A 23,269-nucleotide genomic window follows, 5' to 3' on the forward strand; every position below is an offset into this window, starting at 1 on the left:
AGCAGTGAAACGATGCATCGCCGATGGTAGTGTGGGGTTTCCCCATGTGAGAGTAGGTCATCGTCAAGATTCATTTCGCAAAACCCCTATCTGCGTATGCAGGTAGGGGTTTTGTCTTTGTGGTGCAAAAATCTCAAGCCGTACGCAGATCCCCGGCCATGCCCGATTACCTGTGGGAGCGGGTTCACCCGCGAAGCAGGCAGCGCGGTGCATGGCACCGGCTTCGCCGGTGTTCGCGGCTAAAGCCGCTCCCACAGGGACCGAGTAAACAGGTGAGGAGCCTGCCGCCATTCGGCCCTTTAACGCCCGCGTGATATCGTTCCCCCTCAGCCCCCGCGCCTGCCAGAGACCTCCCGATGCTCACCACCACCCATCTCCACCCCGGCTTCATGATCGTTCACGGCAACCGCCTCGACGACCTGCGCAGCCTGGTAGTGAGCTGGATGCGTCGCTACCCCTTGGCGCCGCTGGAAAACGAAATCGCTTTGGTGCAAAGCAACGGTATCGCCCAATGGCTGAAACTGGCTCTGGCCGAAGACCCGCTGGAAGATGACCTGGGCGGCTGTGGCATCGCCGCTGCAATCGACGTGCAGCTGCCCGGCAGCTTCATGTGGCAGCTGTACCGCAGTGTGCTGGGCCGCGACGAAATTCCCGAGGTGTCCTTGCTCGACAAGGCCCCACTGACCTGGCGCCTGATGCGCCTGCTGCCAGCCCTGATCGAGCGCCCGCATTTCGAGCCGCTGCGCCGCTTCCTCATTGACGACAGCGACCTGCGCAAGCGCTACCAGCTCTCCGAGCGCCTGGCCGACCTGTTCGACCAATATCAGGTCTACCGCGCCGATTGGCTCAAGGACTGGGCTGCCGGCGAGCACATCCTCAACACTGCCCGTGGTGAGCGTAAAGCGCTGCCGCCGGGTAACCGCTGGCAGGCGGAGCTATGGCGGGCCCTGCTGGAAGATGTCGGTGAACAGGGTATGGCCCAGAGCCGAGCCGGTGTGCATCAACGTTTCATCGAACGGATAAACAGCCTTGAACAGGCCCCCCCCGGGCTGCCACCGCGCGTCATCGTGTTCGGTATTTCCTCGCTACCCGCCCAGGCCCTGGAAGCGCTGGCAGGCCTGGCGCGGTTCAGCCAGGTGCTGCTGTGCGTGCACAACCCCTGCCGTCACCACTGGGCAGACATCGTTGCCGACAAGGACCTGCTGCGCCATCAGTACAAGCGCCAGCAACGCAAGCAAGGCATGCCCCTGCAACTGGACGACCAGTCGCTGCACCAGCATGCTCACCCGTTGCTGGCCGCCTGGGGCAAGCAAGGCCGCGACTACATCAACCTGCTCGACAGCTATGACGACCCGGGCAGCTATCAAGGCGTGTTCAGCGATGGCCGCATCGACCTGTTCAGTGACGGCTCCCCCACCACGCTACTCAACCAACTGCAGGACGATATCCTGGAGCTGCGACCGCTCGCCGAAACCCGCGAGCTTTGGTCGCCAGTCGACACGGCAAAGGACCGTTCGATCCGATTCCACGTAGCCCACAGCCCGCAACGCGAAGTGGAAATCCTCCACGACCAGCTGTTGGCCCGCTTCAGCGCCGACCCCACTTTGCGCCCGCGTGACGTGATCGTCATGCTGCCGGCCATCGACACCTACGCGCCACATATCCGGGCTGTGTTTGGCCAATTGCAACGCAACGACCCGCGCTACATCCCGTTCACCCTGACCGATCAGGGCCAGCGTGGCCGCGAGCCTTTGCTGATCGCCCTCGAACACCTGCTCAAACTGCCAGACAGCCGTTTCGCGGTCAGTGAAGTGCTCGACCTGCTGGACGTACCGGCAGTGCGCGCCCGCTTCGGCATTCGTGAAAACGACTTGCCCACCCTGCACCGCTGGATCGAGGGCGCAGGCATTCGCTGGGGCCTCAACGCCGAGCAGCGGGCCAGCCTGGGCTTGCCTGCCGGGCTCGAGCAGAACAGTTGGCGCTTCGGCCTGCGGCGCATGCTGCTCGGCTATGCAGTGGGTGTTGGTGAGGCTTGTGATGGCATCGAACCCTACGATGAAATCGGGGGTCTCGATGCCGCCCTGATCGGCCCACTGGTCGCCCTGCTCGATGCGCTCGACGTCGCCTGCCAGGCCTTGTCCGAGCCTGCCACCGTCGGCCAGTGGGGCGAGCGCCTGCATGCCCTGTTGCAAGTGTTCTTCCTCGCCGAGGGCGAGCATGACGAGTTCCTGGTGATGCAGTTGCAGGACCTGCGCGACAGCTGGCTTGAGGTGTGCGAGGCCGTGGGCCTGCAAGATCCGTTGCCGCTGACCGTGGTACGCGAAGCCTGGCTGTCAGGCCTGGACCAGGGCAAGCTGTCGCAACGCTTCCTCGCTGGCTCGGTTAATTTCTGCACCCTCATGCCCATGCGCGCCATCCCGTTCCGGGTGGTCTGCCTGCTGGGCATGAACGATGGCGACTACCCGCGTGCGCAGCAGCCGCTGGACTTCGACCTGATGGCCAGCGACTACCGCCCCGGGGACCGCTCACGTCGCGAAGACGACCGCTACCTGTTGCTCGAAGCGCTGCTGTCGGCACGTGACCAGCTGTATGTCAGTTGGGTCGGGCGCAGTATTCGCGATAACAGCGAACGCCCGGCCTCGGTGTTGATTGGCCAGTTGCGCGATCACATCGCCGCAGGCTGGCAGTTGGATGGCGCGGTGCAGGGCCAGCCAGAGCAACCGGGCGAGCAACTGTTGCACGCCCTGACCCAGGAGCATCCGCTGCAACCGTTCAGCCCACGCTACTTTCAGAAGGGCAGCCCGCTGTTCAGCTATGCCCACGAATGGCAGCTGTTGCACCAGCAAGGCGCGGACGAGGAGCAGAAAGACCCCGGCCTGCCACCTTATGACGACGATGAAGCCCTGAGCCTGACGCAGCTGAATGACTTCCTGCGCCACCCGGTGCGGCACTTCTTCAGCCAGCGCCTGAAGGTGTACTTCGAAGCACTGGAAGCGCCGACCCCGGACGAAGAACCCTTCGTCCTCGACACCCTGCAACGCTACGGCGCCAGCGAAAGCCTGCTTGGCGCCGCCCTGGCCGAGCCAGACAAAGCCGAACTGGCGCTGCGGGCCCAGGCCCGGCGCCTGCAAGCCTGCGGCTTGCTGCCACTGGCCGGGTTCGGCGAGCTGCTGCAAAGCGAGTTGATCGAACCGCTCCCCGACCTGCTACAGCGCCATCAGCAACTGTTGCAGCGCTGGCCACAGCTGGTCGAGGGCGCCTTGCCGATTCATTTCGTACACGGCCGGCACCGTCTGGAAGGCTGGCTGGGCCGGGTATTCCAGGCCGATGACCAGAGCCTGCTCAGCATCACCACGGTACCCAACACCATTAGTGCCGGGCGCAACAACCTCAAATGGCACCGGTTGATCGCGCCTTGGGTCACGCACCTGGCGGCCTGCGCGGCGGGTTACCCCTACAACAGTGCGCTGGTAGCCAGCGACCTGACCCTATTGCTTGCGCCGCTGCCGCAAGAAACGGCTGCGCAGCTGCTGGGAGACCTGCTGGTGGCCCGTCAGGCCGCAATGAACGCGCCACTGTCGGTCGCTGCCAAGACCGCATTTGCCTGGCTGGCCCAGGACGATGCCGACAAGGCCCTGGCCGCCGCCGCCCGTGCCTATGAGGGCGATGAACGCACCCGCTTCGGCGAGCGCAGCGAAAGCATTGCCCTGGCCCGGCAGTTCCGCGATTTCGCCGCGCTAAGCGCTGACGAAACCTTTGAAGGCTGGTGCGAAACCTTGTATCGCCCATTGTTCACCGCCCCCTGGCAAACCCTGGGCAACCCGGAGAAAGGCGCATGACCCAGGTCCGTCCCCTGGCACTGAGTTTCCCCCTGCATGGCAGCCAGTTGATCGAGGCCAGTGCCGGCACCGGCAAGACTTTCACCATTTCGGCGCTGTACCTGCGCCTGATCCTCGGTCACGGTGGCGAGCAGGGTTTCGAGCGCGAGTTGCTGCCACCGCAGATTCTCGTGGTGACCTTCACCGACGCCGCCACCAAGGAGCTGCGCGAACGTATCCGCGCCCGCCTGGCGGAAGCCGCACGGTTTTTCCGTGGCGAACTGGAAGGCGCCGACCCGCTGCTGCACCAATTGCGTGACGATTACCCTGAAGAGGCCTGGCCGCGTTGTGCCGGGCGCCTGGAAATTGCCGTGCAGTGGATGGACGAAGCGGCGGTTTCGACCATTCACGGCTGGTGCCAGCGCATGCTGCGCGAGCACGCTTTCGACAGCGGCAGCCTGTTTACCCAGACCCTGGAAACCGACCATAGCGAGTTGCTGGGCCAGGTCATGCGCGATTACTGGCGGCGCTTCTGCTACAGCATGCAGGGTGACGCGCTGGCCTGGGTGCGCGGCCACTGGGCCAGCCCCGACGCCTTGCTACCGCGTATTCGCCCGCTGTTCGGACGCGTGCGTGCCCAGCAGGACGGGCCAGAACCGGCGGCACTGATCCAGGCATCGTTGCAGCAACGTGGCGAACAGCTGGCCCGGCTCAAGGCGCCATGGGCGCAGTGGGCTGAAGAGTTGCGACAGATCTGTCGCGATGCGCTGGCGGCCAAGCAGGCCGACGGCCGCAAGATGCAGGCGCGGTATTTTGAACCCTGGTTCGACAAGCTTTGCGCCTGGGCGGGTGATGAACAACAGGTGGAGCTGGACCTGGGAACCGGCTTCACCCGGCTGACACCTGGCGGCATGGCCGAGGCCTGGAAGGGCGAGCCACCCGAGCACCCGGCCCTGAATGCCATGCAGACCTTGCAGCAACAACTGCAAGCGTTGGACAGCCCGGATGCGCCCTTGCTTGAGCACGCAGCCAACTGGGTGTCGGCACGCTTCGAAGTGGAGAAACGCCGACGTGCGGAAATGGGCTTTGACGACATGCTCGTGCGCCTGCAGCACGCTTTGGCCAGCGAGGCCGGCGAGCGCCTGGCCGGGCTGATCCGCGAGCAGTTCCCGGTGGCGCTGATCGACGAATTCCAGGACACCGACCCGGTGCAGTACGGCATTTTCGAACGCATCTACCAGATTAGCGAAAACCGCCCGGAAACCGGCCTGTTCATGATCGGCGACCCCAAGCAGGCGATCTACGCCTTCCGTGGCGCCGACATCTACACCTACCTCGCCGCACGGCGTGCCACCCGTGGTCGGCTGCACAGCCTGGACACCAACTACCGCTCCAGCAAAGCCATGGTCGCGGCGGTCAACCAGGTGTTCCTGCAGGCCGAGGCGCGGGAAACGGGGCGCGGAGCATTCCTGTTTCGCGAGGCCCATGACAACCCGCTGCCGTTCATCGAAGTGCGCGCCAAAGGCCGTAGCGAGCAGTTGATGATTGACGGTGAAACCAGCGCAGCCCTGCAATGCTGGCAGCTGGAAAGCGAAGAGCCGGTCTCCAGCACGGTCTACCGCCAACAGCTGGCAGCCAGTTGCGCCAGCCATATCGTCGCCTTGCTCAATGGCGGCCAGCAAGGCACGGCTGGCTTCCGGAATGCCGACGGCGAACTGCGCCCGTGCCTGCCTTCGGACATCGCCATCCTTGTGCGTGATGGCCATGAAGCGCAAATGGTCCGCGCCGAGTTGGCCGCGCGTGATGTGCGCAGTGTGTACCTGTCCGACAAGGACTCGGTGTTCGCCGCGCAAGAAGCCCACGACCTGCTGGCCTGGCTCAAGGCCTGCGCCGAGCCCGACTCGGAGCGCCTGCTCAAGGCCGCCTTGGCCAGCCTTACCCTTGGCCTGTCGCTGGCTGCGCTGGACCGGCTGAACCAGGACGAACGGGTGTGGGAAGGCTGGGTCATGCGTTTTCGCCACTACCGCGACACCTGGCAGCGCCAGGGTGTGCTGCCCATGCTGCGCCACCTGCTGCATGACTTTCAGCTACCGCGCACACTGATTCGCCGCACCGATGGCGAACGGGTGCTGACCAACCTGCTGCACCTCGCCGAACTCCTGCAGCAGGCCGCCGGCGAACTGGACGGCGAACAGGCGCTGATTCGGCACCTGGCCGAGCACCTGGCCAGTTCCGGCCAGGCAGGTGAAGAACAGATTCTACGGCTGGAAAGCGATGAACAGCTGGTCAAGGTGGTAACCATCCACAAATCCAAGGGCCTGGAATATCCCTTGGTCTACCTGCCATTCATCTGCACCAGCAAGCCTGTCGACGGCAGCCGCCTGCCGTTGGCCTGGCACGATAGCGAGGGCAATGCGCACCTTACCCTGACGCCCAACCCGGAACAGATCGAGCGCGCCGACGACGAGCGCCTGGCTGAAGACCTGCGCCTGCTCTACGTGGCCCTGACCCGCGCCCAGCATGCCTGCTGGCTGGGTGTCGCCGACCTCAAGCGTGGCAACCAGAAGAGCTCGCAGCTGCACCGCTCGGCCTTCGGCTACCTGCTGGGTGGTGGCCTTCCCCTGGCCGCTTCGACGCAGTTGAACGACTGGTTGCAGGCCTTGGCGGCAACGTGCCCGCACATCACCTGCCCGGGCCTGCCGCAGGCGGATGAGCAGGTGTATCGCATGCCGCACGCTGAACGCGAGCTGCTGCCGGCACGCAAGCCACGCCGGGCTGCCGCCGAACACTGGTGGATTGCGTCTTACAGTGCCCTGCGCGTGGGTGACCAGACCCTCGGGGCCGACAGCTCTCAGGCCCAGCAACTGCTGGATGACGAGGTGGTCGATGCGCAGCTGCTGCGCGAAGTCCCGGCCGACAGCGGTGATATCCACCGCTTCCCGCGTGGGCCGAACCCCGGCACCTTCCTGCATGGTTTGCTGGAATGGGCAGGCCGCGAAGGTTTCAGCCAGGTCAGCGGTAATCCGCAACTGATCGAACGAACCGTTGGCCAGCGTTGCAACCGTCGCGACTGGACCGGCTGGATTCCCACCCTCAGCCAATGGATGCAGCGCTTGCTGGGTGAGGCGCTGCCACTGCCGGGCAGCGAACTGCGCGTGACACTGGGGCAACTGCGTCATTACCAGATCGAAATGGAATTCTGGTTCGCCAGCCACCGGGTCGACGCCGAGCAACTCGACCGCCTGGTGGCACGCCATACCCATAAGGGGCTGGCGCGCCCGGCGGCGCAGCCCACCGTGCTCAACGGCATGTTCAAGGGCTTCATCGACCTGGCGTTCGAGCTGGACGGGCGTTACTACGTGACCGACTACAAGTCCAACTGGCTGGGCCCGGACATCCAGGCCTACGACGCCTTGGCCATGGAAAAGGCCATTCTTGAACACCGTTACGACCTGCAGTACGTGCTGTACCTGCTTGCACTGCATCGCCAGCTGCGCGCGCGCCTGCCGGATTACGATTACGACCGTCATGTTGGCGGTGCCCTGTTCATCTTCCTGCGCGGCGCCAGCAGCAGTGGCCATGGCGTGTACCACGTCAAGCCACCGCGCGAGCTGATCGAAAGCCTCGATGCGCTGTTCCGTGGCGAGCACCCGCCGGTACAGCAGGACCTGTTTGCCGGAGCCGAGCCATGAGCCGCAGCCTTGTCGACCTGTTGCCCACCCCGTTGCACGCCGAGCACCTGCTGGCGCTGGCGCCACAGCATGACAGCGGTGACCTGCTGCAGTTGCTCGATCGCTGGGTAGAGCGCGGCTGGCTGCGTGCGCTGGACCGTGCATTCGTGTCGTTCCTCGAAGAGCGTGCGCCCGGCAGCGACCCTCTACTGTTGCTGGCGGCGGCATTGGCCAGCCACCAACTGGGCCATGGTCACGTCTGCCTCGACCTGCAGCAAACCCTGGCCGAGCCCGACTTTGCCCTGTCGTTGCCGCCGGAAGGTGATGCCTTGACCGGCCCGCTGCTGCTGCCATCGCAGCTGCTGGCCAACCTCGATTTGAATGCCTGGCGCCAGCGTATCGCTGCCAGCCCACTGGTGGCCGCTGGCGATACCCCGGGCCAGCAAGCGCGGCCGCTGGTACTCAGTGGCGAGCGCCTGTACCTGCGCCGTTACTGGAGTTACGAGCGGCGCATCGACCATACCCTGCGCCAGCGCTTGACGCAGGCCGAAGCGCCGCCAGCGGACCTGCCAGAACGCCTGGCCCAACTGTTCGAGGGGGGGGCACCCGCCGGGCAGGTAGACTGGCAGAAGCTTGCCTGTGCGCTGGCCACACGGGCTGGCTTCAGCATCATCACCGGCGGCCCCGGCACCGGTAAGACCACCACCGTGGTGCGCCTGCTGGCGTTGCTGCAAGCACCGGCAGTGGAGCAGGGCAGGCCGCTGCGCATCCGCCTGGCGGCCCCGACCGGCAAGGCCGCTGCGCGCCTGACCGAATCGATTGGCCAGCAGGTCGAACGCCTGCAAGTCAGCGCCGACGTGCGCGGGCAGATCCCGACCGAAGTCAGCACCGTGCACCGCCTGCTCGGTAGCCGCCCGGGCTCGCGGCACTTCCGCCACCACGCCGGCAACCCGCTGCCGTTGGATGTACTGGTGGTCGATGAAGCGTCGATGATCGACCTGGAAATGATGGCCAACCTGCTCGATGCCCTGCCGCCACGGGCACGTCTTGTCCTGCTGGGTGACAAGGACCAACTGGCCTCGGTCGAGGCGGGTGCGGTGCTGGGCGACCTGTGTCGGGACGCCGAGGAAGGTTATTACTCACCGGCGACTGGCGCGTGGCTTGAACAGATCAGTGGCGAGTCCATGGCCGGCAGCGGCCTCAAGACGGGGGATGAACAGCGCCATCCGCTGGCCCAGCAAGTGGTGATGCTGCGGTTTTCACGGCGTTTTGGCGAAGGCAGCGGCATTGGCCAACTGGCCCGATGGGTCAACCGCCAGGACTCCCACGCGGCGCGCAACCTGCTGGCTGCCCCGCCAGCTGACGTGCACAGCCTGGCCCTCAAGCACGAGCAGGACCGCGCCTTCGACCGCCTGCTGCTCGACGGCCTCAACCGCGGCAGTGAAGGCCCGCAAGGTTACCGTAGCTACCTGCGCACCCTTGGCCGCTACCGCCCGTCGCTCGATACCGCTTTTGACGACCCCGCTTGGGAGCAATGGGCGGGCAAGGTGTTGCTCAGCTTTGAAGACTTCCAGTTGCTCTGCGCGGTACGCCGCGGCGCCTGGGGTGTCGAAGGCCTCAACGAGCGGGTGGCGCGGGTGCTGCACAATGCTGGGCTGATCGACAGCCAGCAGCCGTGGTACGAAGGTCGCCCGGTGCTGGTAACCCGCAACGACTACGGCCTGGGCCTGATGAACGGCGACATCGGCATTGCCCTGCGCCTGCCCGACGAGCGTGGCGAGCCGCTGCTGCGCGTGGCCTTCCCGCGTAACGACGGCAGCGGCGGGGTGCGTTTCGTTCTGCCCAGTCGGCTCAACGAAGTGGAGACGGTGTTTGCCATGACTGTGCACAAGTCCCAGGGCTCGGAATTCGGCCACACCGCACTGGTGCTACCGGATGCGCTTAACCCGGTGCTGACCAAGGAACTGGTATACACCGGCATCACCCGCGCCAAGCACTGCTTCAGCCTGGTTGAGCCACGCCAGGGCATTTTCGAAGAGGCCGTGGCGCGCAAGGTTCGGCGAATTTCCGGGTTGATGCTGGAGCAGGTCTGATAGCGGACGCGGTCCCCTGTAGGAGCGGCCTTGTGTCGCGATCGGGCCGCATAGCGGCCCCCGGATGTCAGCAGGGCAGCAGATATCGAGGGGCTGCTGTGCAGCCCTTTCGCGACACAAGGCCGCTCCTACAGGGATTGCGTACACCTCAGAGACCAGTGTCTCTCCTACACGGGTGCGGCCATGTGCTATCGTTGCGCCGATACCGCAAAGGACCTGAGAGACCCCCACATGCACGTGGCCGCAAGGCGAGTGACAAGCTGTGCGCTTTCGCTATTGCTGGCCGTCCTGTTCCTTTCTGCAGGCCCCGCCCGGGCAGAAACCGCCACAACCGCCGCCCAGGCGCAGCAACGCGCCAAGGCCGTCACCCAGGTGGTTCTGGGCATCTTCAGCTACGCCCGCTGGCCCGTCGAACCTTTACCGTTGCGCCTGTGCCTGGTCGGCCCCACCGAATACGCCGACGACCTGATCAAGGGCCATGTGCAGGAATCCGGCCGCCCGTTGCAGGTCAAGCGCCTGCTGGCAGACGATAGCCAGGTCGCCCAGGCCTGCGACGCCATCTATATCGGCAAGCTCGACCAAGGCCAGCGCGACAAACTGTTCGAACGCGTCAGCGGCCACCCAGTGCTGAGCATCAGCGAGGCGAACGACCCGTGCACGGTCGGCAGCCTGTTCTGCCTGCGGGTCAGCGACCAGCAGGTGGCCTTCGAGGTCAACCTCGATTCAGTGGCGCGCTCCGGCGTGCGCATTCACCCCAGCGTGCTGCAACTGTCGCGGCGCCGGGCGGTGCAGCCATGAAGCCGACCCGTAAACGCAGCGTGCGCCCGACCCTGCGCTCAGTCCTCGGCCGTGGCCACCTCAGTGTCGCTTTGCTCGCCGTGGGCCTGGCCGGTATCTCCCTGACCCTGCTCGGTGTGCTGGCCTTGCGTGTGTACGCCAACCACAACCTGCAGCTGATTGCCCGCTCGATCAACTACACCGTCGAAGCTGCGGTGGTGTTCGATGACAGCGCTGCGGCCAATGAGTCGCTGGCGCTGATCGCCAGCCGTGAGGAAGTGGCCGAGGCCAAGGTGTTCAACAACGAAGGCGAGCAGCTGGCGCACTGGCAGCGCGGCGATACCGGCATGCTCGCCCAGCTGGAAGTGCAGGTCGCCACCGCCTTGCTGGATGAGCCGGTCAACCTGCCGATCATGCACCAGCAGCAACAGGTCGGGCACATCGAGCTGGTCGGCCAGGGGCGTAGCTTGTTGCTGTTCCTGCTGAGCGGCGTGGCCGGCATCCTGTTCTGCACGATCCTCAGTGCCTTGGCCGCCCAGTACCTGTCGCGGCGCATGCTCAGTGACATCACCCGCCCGCTGCGCGGCCTGGCCAGTGTCGCGCACGCTGCACGCCGCGAGCGCAGTTTCGACCGACGCGTGCCGGAAGCGGCGATTGCCGAGCTCAACGAGCTGGGCAACGACTTCAACGCGCTGCTGGACGAACTGGAGGTGTGGCAGAGCCACCTGCAGAACGAAAACCAGACCCTGGCCCACCAGGCCAGTCATGACAGCCTCACCGGCCTGCCCAACCGTGCCTTCTTCGAAGGGCGCCTGAGCCGCAGCCTGCGCAATGCGGCGCGCCAGCAGGAGCACCTGGCGCTGCTGTTCCTCGACAGCGACCACTTCAAGCAAATCAACGACACCCTTGGCCATGCCGTGGGGGACGAGGTGCTGATCAGCGTGGCCGACCGCGTGCGCGCCCAGCTGCGCGAGCACGACCTGGTGGCGCGCCTGGGCGGCGACGAGTTCGCCGTGTTGCTGACGCCTTTGCATACGCGCCGCGACGCCGAGCACATTGCCGAAAAGATCGTGGCCAGCATGAAGCTGCCGGTGCAGGTGGACAGCGGCCGCAGTATCGCCACTTCACTGAGTGTCGGTATTGCCTATTACCCGGATGACGGCGCTGACCCCGCCAGTCTTCTCAATGCCGCCGATGCTGCGATGTACCAGGCCAAGCGCAAACGCCGTGGCCATTGGCAAGTGGCGCAGACGGAACGGTCCGCCACCGATATCAAGAACAGGAGTTGAACCCGTGATACAGGCTATACGTTTCCCCCTGTGGGCCTTGTTGCTCGCCGTGCTGGCGCTGACCGGCTGCCAGAGTACAACGCCCAAGGGCCTTACCCCCGAACAGATTGCCGTGCTCAAGCGCGAAGGCTTCACCCCGACCGATGAAGGCTGGGCATACGACCTGTCTGGCAAGGTGCTGTTCGGCAGCGACCTGGACAGCCTCAACGGGCAAAGCCAGGCGATTGTCGAGCGCATCGGCAAGGCGCTGCTTGGCGTTGGTATCCAAGGCGTGCGAGTGGACGGGCATGCTGACTCATCCGGCAAGGCAGCCTATAACCAGCAGCTGTCCGAGCGCCGCGCGCAGAGCGTGACCAAGGCGCTGGTCGGGGTTGGCATGCCGGCGCAGAACATCCAGAACCGTGGCCTGGGCAGCAGCCAGCCGGTGGCGGATAACCGCACCAGCGCCGGGCGTACCGAAAACCGCAGGGTATCCATCGTGGTCGCGTCCTACTGACCATTGCCCCACAGGCCTGGCACCGGCTGCGCCGGTGTTCGCGGGTAAACCCGCTCCCACAGGATTTGTATTACCCCTGGGCTAGCGCGGTCGATGTAGGAGCGGGTTCACCCGCGAAGCAGGCGAGTCGGTACATGGCACCGGCTTCGCCGGTGTTCGCGGGTGAACCCGCTCCTACGCGTACTGTGCATACCTGGAAATTGTGGGAGCTGGCTTGCCGGCGATGGGCTGCGCAGCAACCCCTTCATTCCTGAGCAAACCGCATCTCCCGCGTTTCCCCCATCAACAACGGCGCATTCGCCTCGGTCACCCCACGTATGTAATCCCACAACAGGGTAATCCGCTTCAACTTCCTCAAATCCTCCCGGCAATACATCCAGAACTGCCGCGTCACCTCGATTTCCTCCGGCAACACCGTCACCAACCGCGGGTCCTGCGCCGCCAGGAAGCACGGCAGAATCGCCAACCCACGCCCCTGTAACGCCGCCGTGTACTGGGCAATCACGCTGGTACTGCGCAAATGCGCGTTGGCGTTGGGGATCAGGTTGGCCAGGTACAGCAGCTCCGAGCTGAACGCCAAATCATCCACATAGCTGATGAACGGGTGCCTGGCCAAATCCGCCACCTGGCGAATCGGCGCGTGGTTGTCCAGGTAATCCTGGGTCGCGTACAGCCGCAAGCGGTAGTCGCACAGCTTGCAGCACACATAAGGTCCATGCTCCGGCCGTTCCAGGGCAATAACGATGTCGGCTTCGCGCTTGGACAGGCTGATGAAGTGCGGCAGCGGCAGGATATCCACCGAGATTGCCGGGTAGGCATCGACGAAGTGGCTGAGCTGCGGGGTGATGAAGAAACTGCCAAAACCTTCGGTGCAGCCCATGCGCACATGCCCCGACAAGGCCACGCCCGACCCGGACACCTGCTCGCACGCCATGTGCAGCGTGCTTTCGATCGACTCGGCATAGCCCAGCAGGCGCTGGCCCTCAGCGGTGAGGACAAAGCCATTGGTCCGCGATTTTTCGAACAGCAGGGTACCCAGCGCGCCTTCCAGCGAACTGATGCGCCGAGACACCGTGGTGTAGTCCACGCTCAGCCGTTTGGCGGCGCTGCTGGCCTTGCGGGTGCGGGCCACTTCAAGGAAAAACTTCAAATCGTCCCAGTTGAGCGCGCTCAGGGATGTGAGGTCTTTTTGCATGATGATCCGGTTTTTTTGTGCGTTCTTGTTGGATGTTTGCACATCTATACTCGAAACAAGCCTCAGGACGCCACCTCGCGTTTGCCCGGCGCTGGCGATCTCGTCCCGACAATAATTCCAAGGAGAACGCAGATGAACGCACCGCAATCCCCCAGCAGCACCAAAGTCGAGCAGGTCAAGCTGCTGATCGACGGCCAGTGGGTCGAGTCGAAAACCAGCGAATGGCGCGACATCGTCAACCCGGCCACCCAAGAGGTGCTGGCGCGCGTACCGTTTGCTACCGTCGAAGAAGTCGACGCTGCCGTGGCCGCTGCCCATCGCGCCTTCCAGACCTGGCGCAACACCCCGATCGGCGCGCGCATGCGCATCATGCTCAAGCTGCAGGCGCTGATCCGCGAACACACCAAACGCATTGCCCAGGTGCTCAGCGCCGAGCAGGGCAAAACCCTTGCTGACGCCGAGGGCGATATCTTCCGCGGCCTGGAAGTGGTGGAGCATGCCGCGTCCATCGGTACCCTGCAGATGGGCGAGTTTGCCGAGAACGTCGCTGGCGGTGTCGATACCTACACCCTGCGCCAGCCAATCGGCGTCTGCGCCGGCATCACCCCGTTCAACTTCCCGGCAATGATCCCGCTGTGGATGTTCCCCATGGCCATTGTCTGCGGCAACACCTTCGTGCTCAAACCGTCCGAGCAAGACCCGCTGTCGACCCTGCTGCTGGTCGAGCTGGCGCTGGAAGCCGGTGTACCGGCCGGTGTGCTGAACGTGGTGCACGGTGGCAAGCAGGTGGTGGATGCCATTTGCACCCACCAGGACATCAAGGCGATTTCCTTCGTGGGTTCTACCGAGGTGGGCACCCACGTGTACAACCTGGGCAGCCAGCACGGCAAGCGCGTGCAGTCGATGATGGGCGCCAAGAACCACGCAGTGGTGCTGCCCGATGCCAACCGCACGCAAACCATCAACGCCCTGGTCGGTGCCGCCTTCGGTGCGGCGGGCCAACGCTGCATGGCCACTTCGGTGGCGGTACTGGTGGGCAAGGCCCGCGAATGGCTGCCGGATATCAAGGACGCCGCCAGCAAGCTCAAGGTCAATGCCGGCTGCGAGCCAGGCACCGACGTGGGCCCGGTGGTTTCCAAGCGCGCCAAGGAACGTGTGCTGGGCCTGATCGAAAGCGGCATCAAGGAAGGCGCCAAGCTGGAACTCGACGGCCGTGACGTCAAAGTGCCGGGCTACGAGCAAGGCAATTTCGTCGGCCCGACCCTGTTCTCCGGGGTGACGACCGACATGCAGGTGTACACCCAGGAAATTTTCGGCCCGGTGCTGGTGACCCTGGAGGTCGATACCCTCGACGAGGCGATCGCCTTGGTCAACGCCAACCCGTTCGGCAACGGCACCGGCCTGTTCACCCAAAGCGGCGCGGCAGCGCGCAAGTTCCAGAGCGAAATCGACATCGGCCAGGTCGGTATCAACATCCCGATCCCGGTACCGGTACCGTTCTTCAGCTTCACAGGCTCCCGTGGCTCCAAGCTCGGCGACCTCGGCCCGTACGGCAAGCAAGTGGTGCAGTTCTACACTCAGACCAAGACCGTTACTGCCCGCTGGTTCGATGACGACAGCGTCAACGACGGTGTGAACACCACCATCAGCCTGCGCTAAGGAGCACCTCATGCGTATTGCATTCATCGGCCTGGGCAACATGGGCGCGCCCATGGCCCGCAACCTGATCAAGGCCGGGCACCCGTTGAACCTGTTCGACCTGAACAAGGCAGTGCTCGCCGAACTGGCCGAACTGGGTGGGCAGATCAGCCTGTCGCCCAAGGACGCGGCAGCCAACAGCGAACTGGTGATCACCATGCTGCCGGCTGCAGCCCATGTGCGCAGCGTGTACCTGAACGAAGACGGTGTGCTGGCCGGCATTCGCCCCGGCACCCCCACTGTGGACTGCAGCACCATCGACCCGCAGACCGCGCGTGATGTGTCCAAGGCCGCAGCGGCCAAGGGCGTGGACATGGGCGACGCGCCGGTGTCCGGTGGCACGGGTGGCGCGGCGGCCGGCACCCTGACGTTCATGGTCGGGGCCAGCGCCGAGCTGTTCGCCAGCCTCAAGCCGGTCCTGGAGCAGATGGGTCGCAACATCGTGCACTGCGGTGAGGTCGGTACCGGTCAGATCGCCAAGATCTGCAACAACCTGCTGCTGGGTATCTCGATGATCGGCGTGTCCGAGGCCATGGCCCTGGGTAACGCGCTGGGCATCGATACCAAGGTGCTGGCCGGCATCATCAACAGCTCGACCGGGCGTTGCTGGAGCTCGGACACCTACAACCCGTGGCCGGGCATTATCGAGACCGCGCCGGCATCACGCGGCTACACCGGTGGCTTTGGCGCCGAGCTGATGTTGAAGGACCTGGGGCTGGCGACCGAAGCGGCACGCCAGGCCCACCAACCGGTGATCCTCGGTGCCGTGGCCCAGCAGCTGTACCAGGCCATGAGCCTGCGCGGCGAGGGCGGCAAGGACTTCTCGGCCATCGTCGAGGGTTATCGCAAGAAAGACTGATGCAAGAGGTGGGCTTCATCGCGGGCCAGGCGGCCTTCCCTCTGTAACTGCGCACCAGAGGGCAGGGCGCTTGAACCGCGATTTTTTTCGTCCACGCCTACAGGTATTACGCGGTCGTTGTAGGAGCGGGTTTACCCGCGAATGCTGCAGTGGCCTCACCGCCGCATTCGCGGGTAAACCCGCTCCTACAAAAAGCTATGTGAGCAGTGGGATCAGGCAAAGACGAAATACTTGCGCACCGTCTCGACCACTTCCCAGGTACCTTTCATCCCCGGCTCGATCACGAACACATCACCCGCTTTCAGGTGCTTAGGCTCTTCGCCTTCCGGGGTGATGATGCAGTAGCCATCGAGGAAGTGGCAGAACTCCCACTTGTCATAGTTGACCTCGAACTTGCCCGGGGTGCAGATCCAGGTGCCCATGATCTTGCTGCCGTCGGCCGACAGGTAAGCGTTGAGGTTGACGGTGTGCGGATCGCCGCCGACGCGCTTCCACTTGGTGGCGTCCACGACCGGCGTCGGGCAGGTTTCGCGCAGGACGGTGATGAAATCGGACATGGCACAACTCCTGGTGACTGGCTGAATGACTCGTCACCATAGGGCCATATGCCGGGCTGCAGTTGCCTGGGCTCGACGTCCAGCTGCCTGCCCGCGCTATGCCAGGCGGTTTACCTCGACAGTGATGTGCGCCAGCTCTTCGTGCACACCCAGGGCTTGGCGAACGCTGTCGGGGCTGAGAGCGCCTTGACTGGCCAGGCCGAGAATGCAGGCGTATTGGTCCTTGCCCACGCGCCACACATGCAGGTCGGTGATACTGGCCGCGACCGGCAGTTGCGCCACCACTTCACGAATCTCTTCCACCACCGGGGCGTCCATCTCGGCGTCCAGCAGTACCCGCCCGGTATCGCGCAGCAGGCCGCGGGCCCACAGCGCCACCAGCAGTGCACCGACCAGGCCCATGACCGGGTCGAGCCAGCTGGCGCCCCAGAACTTGCCGGCCAGCAAGGCGACGATCGCCAGCACCGAGGTGGCGGCGTCGGCCATCACATGCAGGTAGGCCGAGCGCAGGTTCAGGTCGTGGTGGTGATGGCCGTGGTCATGATGATGGTGATCATCCCGTAGCAGCCAGGCGCAGGTCAGGTTGACGGCAAGGCCTACCACGGCGATGAGGATCGCCTCGTCGTAGTGGATCGGCCCCGGTGACAGCAGCCGTTCCACCGACTGGAACACCATAAGCCCGGCCACACCGAGCAACAGCAGGGCGCTGGAGTAGCCGCCGAGAATTTCGATCTTCCAGGTGCCGAAGGCAAAGCGTCGATCAGCGGCATAGCGCCTTGCGGCAGCGTAAGCCAGCAGCGACAAACCCAGGGCCAGGGCATGAGAGCTCATGTGCCAGCCATCGGCCAGCAAGGCCATGGAGTTGAAGAACCAGCCCCCGGCAATTTCCGCCACCATCATCACGGCGGTCAACCACACCGCCAGCCGCGTCTTGCGCTCGGCGCCCAGGTTGCTGGTGTGGAACTGATGGCTGTGCTGCCAGCGGTCTGAGGTTTGTGTCGCCATGGTTTATCATGCTCCCGGAACGTCGAGAAATATACTATACCCCAGTATACCTAGCATGGTGTGAAATCCAATGGCACATACCCTGAAGAGCAAGAAGCAGCTGCTGACCCGGGTGCGCAAGATCAAAGGCCAGGCCGCCGCCCTGGAGACGGCGCTGGAGCATGACAAGGATTGCCTGGCGATCCTGCAGCAGATTGCCGCCGTGCGCGGCGCGGTGAACGGGCTGATGGCCGAAGTGATGGAAGGGCATATCCGCGAACACCTGGTGGCGGACGGGCTGAGTGCCGAGGAACGGCAGGACGAGGCGGACAAGGTGGCGGCGTTGTTGCGCTCTTACCTCAAGTGATTGCGCGGCAGTGGCGCGTTCTCATTCTAAATACGCGCCCAGCCCTTTGGGCCGCGCTGTCGCGCAGGTAACTGAGTTCGCAAGCAGTCCGCATACCCTGTGGGGGCGGCTTTAGCCGCGAAGAATCCAACGTGGTACATGGCACCGGCTGCGCCGGTGTTCGCGGCTAAAGCCGCTCCCACAGTGCCCCCGCCAATTCAATGAGTTATGCGCAGTTCCATGAGGCTTGTGTCGCGTATACCCCCTGGGGGTATAGCTATGCCCACCAATACCGCACAAAATGGAAGAACACCGGCGCGGCAAAGCACACCGAATCCATGCGGTCGAGCATGCCGCCGTGGCCTTCGATCATGTGCCCCCAGTCCTTTACCCCACGGTCACGCTTGATTGCCGACATCACCAGCCCGCCGAAGAAGCCCATGGCGTTTACCGCCAGCGCCATCAGCGCAGCCTGCCAGAAGCTGAACGGGGTGATCCAGCACAGCATGGCGCCGATCAGCGTGGCCAGCGCCACGCCGCCGGCCAGGCCTTCGACGGTCTTGGAGGGGGAAAGGTTGGGCGCTACCTTGTGTTTGCCAAACAGCTTGCCGCATACGTACTGCAACACATCGCTGATCTGCACCACCAGGATCAGCCAGGCGATCAGCAGCAGGTTGCGACCTTCATAACCCGGGATATCCAGGGTCATCAAGGCCGGTACCGACGACACGCAGTAGACCGCGATCATCAAGCCCCACTGCACTTTCGAGGCGCGTTCGAGGAAGCGTGTCGTATCACCGCCGAAGCTGGCCAGAATGGGTAACAGCAGGAACAGGTACACCGGAATGAAGATGCTGAACAGGCCGTACCAGTCCATGGCGATCAGCACGTACTGCACGGGTAGCGCTACATAGAACGCAGCCACCAGCGCCGGGTAGTCGCTGCGCCGGGTCGGCGTGAGGGTCATGAATTCGCGCAAGGCGTAGAACGACACGCCATAGAACAGCACGATCACGCCGTACTTGCCGAACACAAACGCGATACCGATCACCAGCACCATTACCCACCAGGCGTTGATGCGGGCGTTGAGGTTGTCGATTACCGCGTGCGGTGCCGGGCCGGCGCGCCACTTGAGCAAGCGGCCGATCACGCTGGCGAGCAGCAGCAAGGCGCCGATGCCGGCAAAAAGGGAAACGGTATTGTCGTCCATGTCAGGCATCCTTCGGGGCCAGGTTCAGCAGGGCCTGGCTGGCCCGCTCGAGAAACGCCTGCTTGCTTTCATCGGCTTGCAGGTGCAGGGGCTCACCAAAGCTCAACGTGCAAAGCAACGGCAAGGGCAGGGCGCGGCCTTTTGGCATCACCCGGTTGAGGTTGGCGATCCAGACGGGCACCAGTTCGACTTGCGGGTTGGCCGCGGCCAGGTGATACAACCCGCTCCTGAACGGCATCAACGGCTCGTCGCCCAGGTTGCGCGTGCCCTCCGGAAAGAAGATCAGCGAGTCGCCCTGGCTGACCGCGTCGAGGATCGGCTGCAGCGGGCTGCCTTGGCCTTCGCTGCGTTGCCGGTCGATCAGTACGCCATTGAAGACCTTGCGAATGAGAAAGTTGCGGATGCCCGGTTTGGCCCAGTAGTCGGCGCCGGCCACCGGGCGGGTGTGCCTGCGCAGTGGTTGTGGCAGTGAGGCCCACAGCAGCACGAAGTCGCCGTGGCTGCTGTGGTTGGCAAAATACAGGCGTTGCACCGGCAACGGCGTGCAACCCAGCCACAGGGCGCGGGCGCCGGTGACCAGGCGGGCGGCGGAGGTGATGAGGTAGGCCGTGAGGGTGGCGAGCATGGTTTAGTAGTTATCCCTTCAAAGGCAGCATCAGCAGGGTAGCCAAGGCCAGCGTCAGTTGCAGGCCCAGGCAAACTGCCTGGCGGCGCAACAGGCCGAGCGCGGCCTGGCTGCGGGCGGGCCAGGCACGGGCGTCTGCGGCCTGTGGCTTGAGTTTCAGTTCGAACAGGGCACGGTCCAGGGCCAGGGTGTCTGCTGCCAGGTCGCTGCTATCGGCGAGGCGGGCAAACAGTTCGGCATCCACAGCCACGCGGATGGCCCAGTACTTGTGCAGCACGCCAAGCATCAACAGCACGCAGCACAGCAGGCTAGCCAGCGGTTGCCGCGGTGCGCCCAGCAAAGGCGCCAGGCCATAGGCCAGGGCCAGCAGGGTCAGGCCGTCTGAAAGGCGTTCCAGCTGTTTGCCACGGCCCAGCAATGTGGCAACCACGAACAGGTTCATGGTTGTGCTCCAAGCTGTTGCAGGGCCAGGCGGTGTGCGCGGTGCAGAACGACACCAGGGCGAGCCTTGCGGATCAGCGCTTCGGCCTGTGGGGCATCGCTGCAGCGGCCTGTGAGCATTAGCCAGGCAGCCACGGCGCTGGCGCTGCGCGAATAACCCAGGGCGCAGCAGACCAGGACCGGGCCTTGGGCGCGCAGGTGTTCGATGGCGTTGGCTGCCTGGTGCAGCAGGTTAGTCTCTGGCGCTATCAGGTCCAAGGCAGGAAAACACTGGTATCCAACCGCTGACGCAATCGGTGTAGGAGCGGCCTTGTGTCGCGAAAGGGGCGCGAAGCGGCCCCAGATTTTCAGCTTCGCTGCAGACATTGCCGGGGCTGCTGTGCAGCCCGTTCGCGGCACAAGGCCGCTCCTACAAAGGTCCGTGCTGTCCTGAAAATGGCACGGCAGCTCTGCACACAAATCGACAACCGCAGCGAATTGCGCGCCGTCGCCGTACCCGGGAAGCCGCCCCAGATAAACGCCATCGCACACTTCATTCGCCTGCGGCTGGTGCCTGGTCCACAACCGCGAATTGGTCCACGCTCCCACCAGGTACGGCGCCAGCAGCCAGCAGGCTGCAGGCGACAAGCGCCCGTCGGTGCCTTTCTGAAACCCGCCTGCGCCAAACACGGCATAATTCAGCGCCACCAAAGCCAGCGACACGGCCGGCCAGGCCAGCCACAGCCAGGCACCGCCCAACGCAATGGCAAGCACTGCGCACAACAGGGCGCCCACGGCATAGCACAATGCCACCCGCCAGCGGTTGGCATCACCTGCAAGACGAGCCTGTTGCCAAGGTAACCGCCCCTCGTGCGGCCACAGCCAGACACAGGCAAACCCCGCCAATGCCCCTGTCGGCACATCGATGAAATGGTGCTGCCAGGTGGTCAGCACAGACACCCCGATCAGTGCCATCCAGCCATGCGTCAGCCAACGCCAGGTTGGGTGTCGTACATGCCGGGCAAACATCGTCCAAATGATCACAAGCAGCGCAATATGCAGCGAAGGCGCCTGGTTGAAGGGTTTGTCGAAACCCATCAGCACATCGAACAGCCAGCCGAACAGCCCACCCAGTTCAGGCCGCTCGAAGGTGAAGCGCAGCGGCCAGAGCAGGAAGCAGGTTACGCTGATCAGTTGAGCGCTGAGCAGCGCCAGCGCGTGCCGGTCCATTTCCTGGCGCGTGCGCGGCAGCAGGAAGGACAACCCGTAAAGCAGGTCAATCGACCAATACGGAATGATCGTCCAGGGCCATAGCGGCATGCCCTGCTCCCAGCCGAACACCAGGCTGCCGACATCCGTGCGCCCGGCCGTATGGTTGTTGGCCAGCCCGTAGCTGAGGAAAAACAATGGCCCGAGCAATAGCAGCCAGAACACACCGCGGCGGATCAGCCCGGGTTCACGTGCCAGGCCCATTCAGCGCACCCGTTGTGCCAGGCTAACGCTGAAGATGCCCCACTCATCGATGCGCTGGGCCAGTTTGCGGAAGCCCGCCGCTTCCACCAACTGGTCCATTTCGGCCTGGCTGCGGCGGCGCATTACCCACGCCTCGCCGCCGCGATGGCTGGTAAGGGCGCGGGCGATCATTTCCAGTTGCGGGTGCCACGGCTGGCCGGTGTAGACCAGATAGCCGCCGTCCTCCATGGCATCGGCAAGGCCCGCCAGCGAGTTGCCCACCAGCTGGTTGCTCGGGAACAGCTCGTAAAGGCCCGAGACCACGGCCAAGGTCGGTGGCTGATCCAGCGTGGCCAGGCTCTGCCGGTCGAAGGCATCGCCTTGAATGAAACGGGCGATGTTGGCCAGGCCTTTTTCGGAAACCAACGCACTGCCTTGCTGCACGTTCAGCTCGCTGTAGTCGCGCAGCAGGATCGAATCCGGCAGTTGCTGCAGTTCCTGCAGGGCTTCGAGAATGTAGCGGCCATGGCCGGCGGCGATGTCGACGATATGGACCGGGCGCTGTTGTTCGCGCAGGCGGGCGATCGCCAGGCGCAGCAGTTCTTCGACATGCAGCTTGCGCTGGCGGATACCGCGCCAGCCAATGGCGCCGAGGTAATTCTGGTCGACCAGGCGGCCCAGCCTGCCCTTGCCGGTGGGTTGGTTGCGGTACACGTAGTCCAGGGTGCTGCCCGAATCGAAACCGGTGTCGAACCCAAGCTTGACGCCCTCGGACAGGCCCTTACCCAGGCGCAGGCTGGCGCGGGTGGCGCGCCAGTACAGGTCACGCGGTGAGTTGCGCGGCAGCGGCGCGGCCAGGCTTTCTGCTTCAGCGCAGCTGGCACCGGTCTTGTCGGCATCGAGCAGCGACGGTACCGCAGCGGGGTTGGCGAAGCAGTGCTCGACAAAGCGTTCAATGCGCCGCAGAGCATGAGCCCTGTCACGCTCACCCAGGGTGTCATGGAAAAAGCCCGGCAGAATGTGCATTTCCTTGCGCGTACTGCCCAGGCGTTCGAAAAAGCGTTCCTGTGGCTGGCGCTCGACCACCAGGTCGGCACCGGATACCAGCAACTGCGTGGGTACCTGGATGGCCTGGGCATCCGCCACCACCCGGTCGGCGGCTTCGTAGAGGCCCAGCAGCATGGTCACCGAAATGGGCCGGCTGATCAGTGGGTCGGCCACATAGGACATGACCCGTTCGGGGTCGTGGGTGAGCAGGCGCGGCTTGACGTAACTGTTGACGAAGAAGTTCCCGCGCAAGGCCTTGAGCAGCCTCAGGCCGGGGCGAGCGAAAGGTACGTACAACTTGACCTTGAACGCCGGCGAGGCCAGTACCAGGCAACGCACCTTGGGTGCGTAGTCATGGGCCCAGGTAGCGACCAGCACGGCCCCCACGCTCTGTGCCAGCACCACCAGGTCCTGCTCTGCAATGCCGTGGTGGGTTTGTATGTGTGCAATGAAGGTTTGTACATCGCGCACGCTGGTGGCAAACCCTGGGCTGTCGCCGCGGGCGCCTGGTGACTGGCCATGGCCGCGAGCATCCCAGGCGAAAAAGTCGTAGCCCGGCATGTCCAGCTCGTCGGCCAGGTGGGCCATGCGCCCGCCGTGTTCGTGGCCGCGGTGGAACATCACCACCGCTCGGCGTGGTTGGTGTTCATTGCGGGTGGCAGGCCAATGACGGTAGTGCAACTCGACACCGTCATGGGTGGAGAAGTGCAGCGCTTGCGCTTGACGCATGGT

The 23,269-nt window shown here is 64.4% G+C and carries 17 protein-coding genes; 9 read left to right on the forward strand and 8 right to left on the reverse strand.

Translation table 11 applies throughout. The features are described from left to right. Positions 1 to 356: 356 nt before the first annotated feature. The 6 genes from recC (at position 357) to ACIP02_RS05850 (ending at position 12,144) form a co-directional block, all read left to right on the forward strand. The gene (gene recC / locus ACIP02_RS05825) at positions 357 to 3,839 is read left to right on the forward strand and encodes an exodeoxyribonuclease V subunit gamma (RefSeq protein ID WP_400614161.1); all 3,483 of its coding nucleotides are present in this window, start codon (positions 357 to 359) and stop codon (positions 3,837 to 3,839) included. Beyond that, complete coding sequence (recB, locus tag ACIP02_RS05830) at positions 3,836 to 7,510, forward strand: exodeoxyribonuclease V subunit beta (RefSeq protein ID WP_400614163.1); 3,675 nt, start codon at positions 3,836 to 3,838, stop codon at positions 7,508 to 7,510. Before recC ends, recB begins: the two co-directional genes overlap by 4 nt. Then, positions 7,507 to 9,582: an exodeoxyribonuclease V subunit alpha gene (recD, locus tag ACIP02_RS05835; RefSeq protein WP_400614165.1), complete on the forward strand. Its 2,076-nt coding sequence runs from the start codon at positions 7,507 to 7,509 to the stop codon at positions 9,580 to 9,582. The genes recB and recD overlap by 4 nt, the downstream gene beginning before the upstream one ends. Positions 9,583 to 9,813: 231 nt before the next feature. Continuing rightward, positions 9,814 to 10,380 (forward strand): YfiR family protein, encoded by a 567-nt coding sequence (locus ACIP02_RS05840; protein WP_400614167.1) that lies wholly within the window; start codon positions 9,814 to 9,816, stop codon positions 10,378 to 10,380. Further along, entirely contained in the window at positions 10,377 to 11,648 is a 1,272-nt protein-coding gene (locus ACIP02_RS05845; protein ID WP_400614168.1) for a diguanylate cyclase domain-containing protein, read from the forward strand. Before ACIP02_RS05840 ends, ACIP02_RS05845 begins: the two co-directional genes overlap by 4 nt. 4 nt (positions 11,649 to 11,652) lie before the next feature. After that, positions 11,653 to 12,144 (forward strand): OmpA family protein, encoded by a 492-nt coding sequence (locus tag ACIP02_RS05850; RefSeq protein ID WP_400614170.1) that lies wholly within the window; start codon positions 11,653 to 11,655, stop codon positions 12,142 to 12,144. Positions 12,145 to 12,388: 244 nt separating this feature from the next. On the opposite strand, the gene ACIP02_RS05855 is transcribed toward ACIP02_RS05850, so the two are convergent. Continuing rightward, positions 12,389 to 13,339 carry a LysR family transcriptional regulator gene (locus ACIP02_RS05855; protein ID WP_400614171.1) on the reverse strand — a complete coding sequence of 317 codons (951 nt, stop codon included), beginning with the start codon at positions 13,337 to 13,339 and terminating at the stop codon, positions 12,389 to 12,391. A gap of 132 nt (positions 13,340 to 13,471) precedes the next feature. Here ACIP02_RS05855 and ACIP02_RS05860 point away from each other — a divergent pair, with 132 nt between their 5' ends. Further along, positions 13,472 to 14,998: a CoA-acylating methylmalonate-semialdehyde dehydrogenase gene (locus tag ACIP02_RS05860; protein WP_400614174.1), complete on the forward strand. Its 1,527-nt coding sequence runs from the start codon at positions 13,472 to 13,474 to the stop codon at positions 14,996 to 14,998. A 10-nt stretch (positions 14,999 to 15,008) separates the two neighbouring features. Then, on the forward strand, positions 15,009 to 15,896 hold the full coding sequence (mmsB, locus tag ACIP02_RS05865; RefSeq protein ID WP_400614176.1) for a 3-hydroxyisobutyrate dehydrogenase: 888 nt from the start codon (positions 15,009 to 15,011) through the stop codon (positions 15,894 to 15,896). Positions 15,897 to 16,108: 212 nt separating this feature from the next. Here mmsB and ACIP02_RS05870 read toward each other — a convergent pair whose 3' ends face one another. Then, positions 16,109 to 16,453: a cupin domain-containing protein gene (locus tag ACIP02_RS05870; RefSeq protein ID WP_400614178.1), complete on the reverse strand. Its 345-nt coding sequence runs from the start codon at positions 16,451 to 16,453 to the stop codon at positions 16,109 to 16,111. Positions 16,454 to 16,549: 96 nt separating this feature from the next. Further along, complete coding sequence (gene dmeF, locus ACIP02_RS05875; protein WP_400614180.1) at positions 16,550 to 17,458, reverse strand: CDF family Co(II)/Ni(II) efflux transporter DmeF; 909 nt, start codon at positions 17,456 to 17,458, stop codon at positions 16,550 to 16,552. 70 nt (positions 17,459 to 17,528) lie between these two features. Between dmeF and ACIP02_RS05880 the strand changes: the two genes are divergently transcribed. Next, positions 17,529 to 17,804 (forward strand): metal/formaldehyde-sensitive transcriptional repressor, encoded by a 276-nt coding sequence (locus ACIP02_RS05880; RefSeq protein WP_400614182.1) that lies wholly within the window; start codon positions 17,529 to 17,531, stop codon positions 17,802 to 17,804. Positions 17,805 to 18,060: 256 nt separating this feature from the next. Here ACIP02_RS05880 and ACIP02_RS05885 read toward each other — a convergent pair whose 3' ends face one another. Genes ACIP02_RS05885 through ACIP02_RS05905 form a run of 5 tightly spaced genes read right to left on the reverse strand, consistent with a single transcriptional unit; the run spans position 18,061 to position 23,266 of the window. Beyond that, positions 18,061 to 18,993, reverse strand: a complete 933-nt coding sequence (locus ACIP02_RS05885) for a phosphatidate cytidylyltransferase (RefSeq protein ID WP_400614185.1) — start codon at positions 18,991 to 18,993, stop codon at positions 18,061 to 18,063. Between the two features lies 1 nt (position 18,994). Continuing rightward, positions 18,995 to 19,618, reverse strand: coding sequence for a lysophospholipid acyltransferase family protein (locus tag ACIP02_RS05890; protein ID WP_400614186.1), 624 nt, complete (start codon positions 19,616 to 19,618; stop codon positions 18,995 to 18,997). 10 nt (positions 19,619 to 19,628) lie between these two features. Beyond that, positions 19,629 to 20,060: a hypothetical protein gene (locus tag ACIP02_RS05895; protein ID WP_400614188.1), complete on the reverse strand. Its 432-nt coding sequence runs from the start codon at positions 20,058 to 20,060 to the stop codon at positions 19,629 to 19,631. Further along, positions 20,057 to 21,511, reverse strand: coding sequence for a phosphatase PAP2/dual specificity phosphatase family protein (locus ACIP02_RS05900; RefSeq protein WP_400614190.1), 1,455 nt, complete (start codon positions 21,509 to 21,511; stop codon positions 20,057 to 20,059). Before ACIP02_RS05900 ends, ACIP02_RS05895 begins: the two co-directional genes overlap by 4 nt. After that, the gene (locus ACIP02_RS05905; protein WP_400614192.1) at positions 21,512 to 23,266 is read right to left on the reverse strand and encodes a bifunctional alpha/beta hydrolase/class I SAM-dependent methyltransferase; all 1,755 of its coding nucleotides are present in this window, start codon (positions 23,264 to 23,266) and stop codon (positions 21,512 to 21,514) included. Positions 23,267 to 23,269: the final 3 nt, after the last annotated feature.

The sequence above is a fragment of the Pseudomonas sp. NPDC089408 genome (assembly GCF_044749445.1).
Lineage (GTDB): Bacteria > Pseudomonadota > Gammaproteobacteria > Pseudomonadales > Pseudomonadaceae > Aquipseudomonas.

What these genes read in the sequence shown, in the direction of transcription:
- recC (WP_400614161.1), top strand. Translation starts at nt 357, where the DNA reads ATGCTCACCACCACCCATCTCCACCCCGGCTTCATGATCGTTCACGGC.
- recB (WP_400614163.1), top strand. Translation starts at nt 3,836, where the DNA reads ATGACCCAGGTCCGTCCCCTGGCACTGAGTTTCCCCCTGCATGGCAGC.
- recD (WP_400614165.1), top strand. Translation starts at nt 7,507, where the DNA reads ATGAGCCGCAGCCTTGTCGACCTGTTGCCCACCCCGTTGCACGCCGAG.
- ACIP02_RS05840 (WP_400614167.1), top strand. Translation starts at nt 9,814, where the DNA reads ATGCACGTGGCCGCAAGGCGAGTGACAAGCTGTGCGCTTTCGCTATTG.
- ACIP02_RS05845 (WP_400614168.1), top strand. Translation starts at nt 10,377, where the DNA reads ATGAAGCCGACCCGTAAACGCAGCGTGCGCCCGACCCTGCGCTCAGTC.
- ACIP02_RS05855 (WP_400614171.1), bottom strand. Translation starts at nt 13,339, where the DNA reads ATGCAAAAAGACCTCACATCCCTGAGCGCGCTCAACTGGGACGATTTG.
- ACIP02_RS05860 (WP_400614174.1), top strand. Translation starts at nt 13,472, where the DNA reads ATGAACGCACCGCAATCCCCCAGCAGCACCAAAGTCGAGCAGGTCAAG.
- mmsB (WP_400614176.1), top strand. Translation starts at nt 15,009, where the DNA reads ATGCGTATTGCATTCATCGGCCTGGGCAACATGGGCGCGCCCATGGCC.
- ACIP02_RS05870 (WP_400614178.1), bottom strand. Translation starts at nt 16,453, where the DNA reads ATGTCCGATTTCATCACCGTCCTGCGCGAAACCTGCCCGACGCCGGTC.
- dmeF (WP_400614180.1), bottom strand. Translation starts at nt 17,458, where the DNA reads ATGGCGACACAAACCTCAGACCGCTGGCAGCACAGCCATCAGTTCCAC.
- ACIP02_RS05880 (WP_400614182.1), top strand. Translation starts at nt 17,529, where the DNA reads ATGGCACATACCCTGAAGAGCAAGAAGCAGCTGCTGACCCGGGTGCGC.
- ACIP02_RS05885 (WP_400614185.1), bottom strand. Translation starts at nt 18,993, where the DNA reads ATGGACGACAATACCGTTTCCCTTTTTGCCGGCATCGGCGCCTTGCTG.
- ACIP02_RS05890 (WP_400614186.1), bottom strand. Translation starts at nt 19,618, where the DNA reads ATGCTCGCCACCCTCACGGCCTACCTCATCACCTCCGCCGCCCGCCTG.
- ACIP02_RS05895 (WP_400614188.1), bottom strand. Translation starts at nt 20,060, where the DNA reads ATGAACCTGTTCGTGGTTGCCACATTGCTGGGCCGTGGCAAACAGCTG.
- ACIP02_RS05900 (WP_400614190.1), bottom strand. Translation starts at nt 21,511, where the DNA reads ATGGGCCTGGCACGTGAACCCGGGCTGATCCGCCGCGGTGTGTTCTGG.
- ACIP02_RS05905 (WP_400614192.1), bottom strand. Translation starts at nt 23,266, where the DNA reads ATGCGTCAAGCGCAAGCGCTGCACTTCTCCACCCATGACGGTGTCGAG.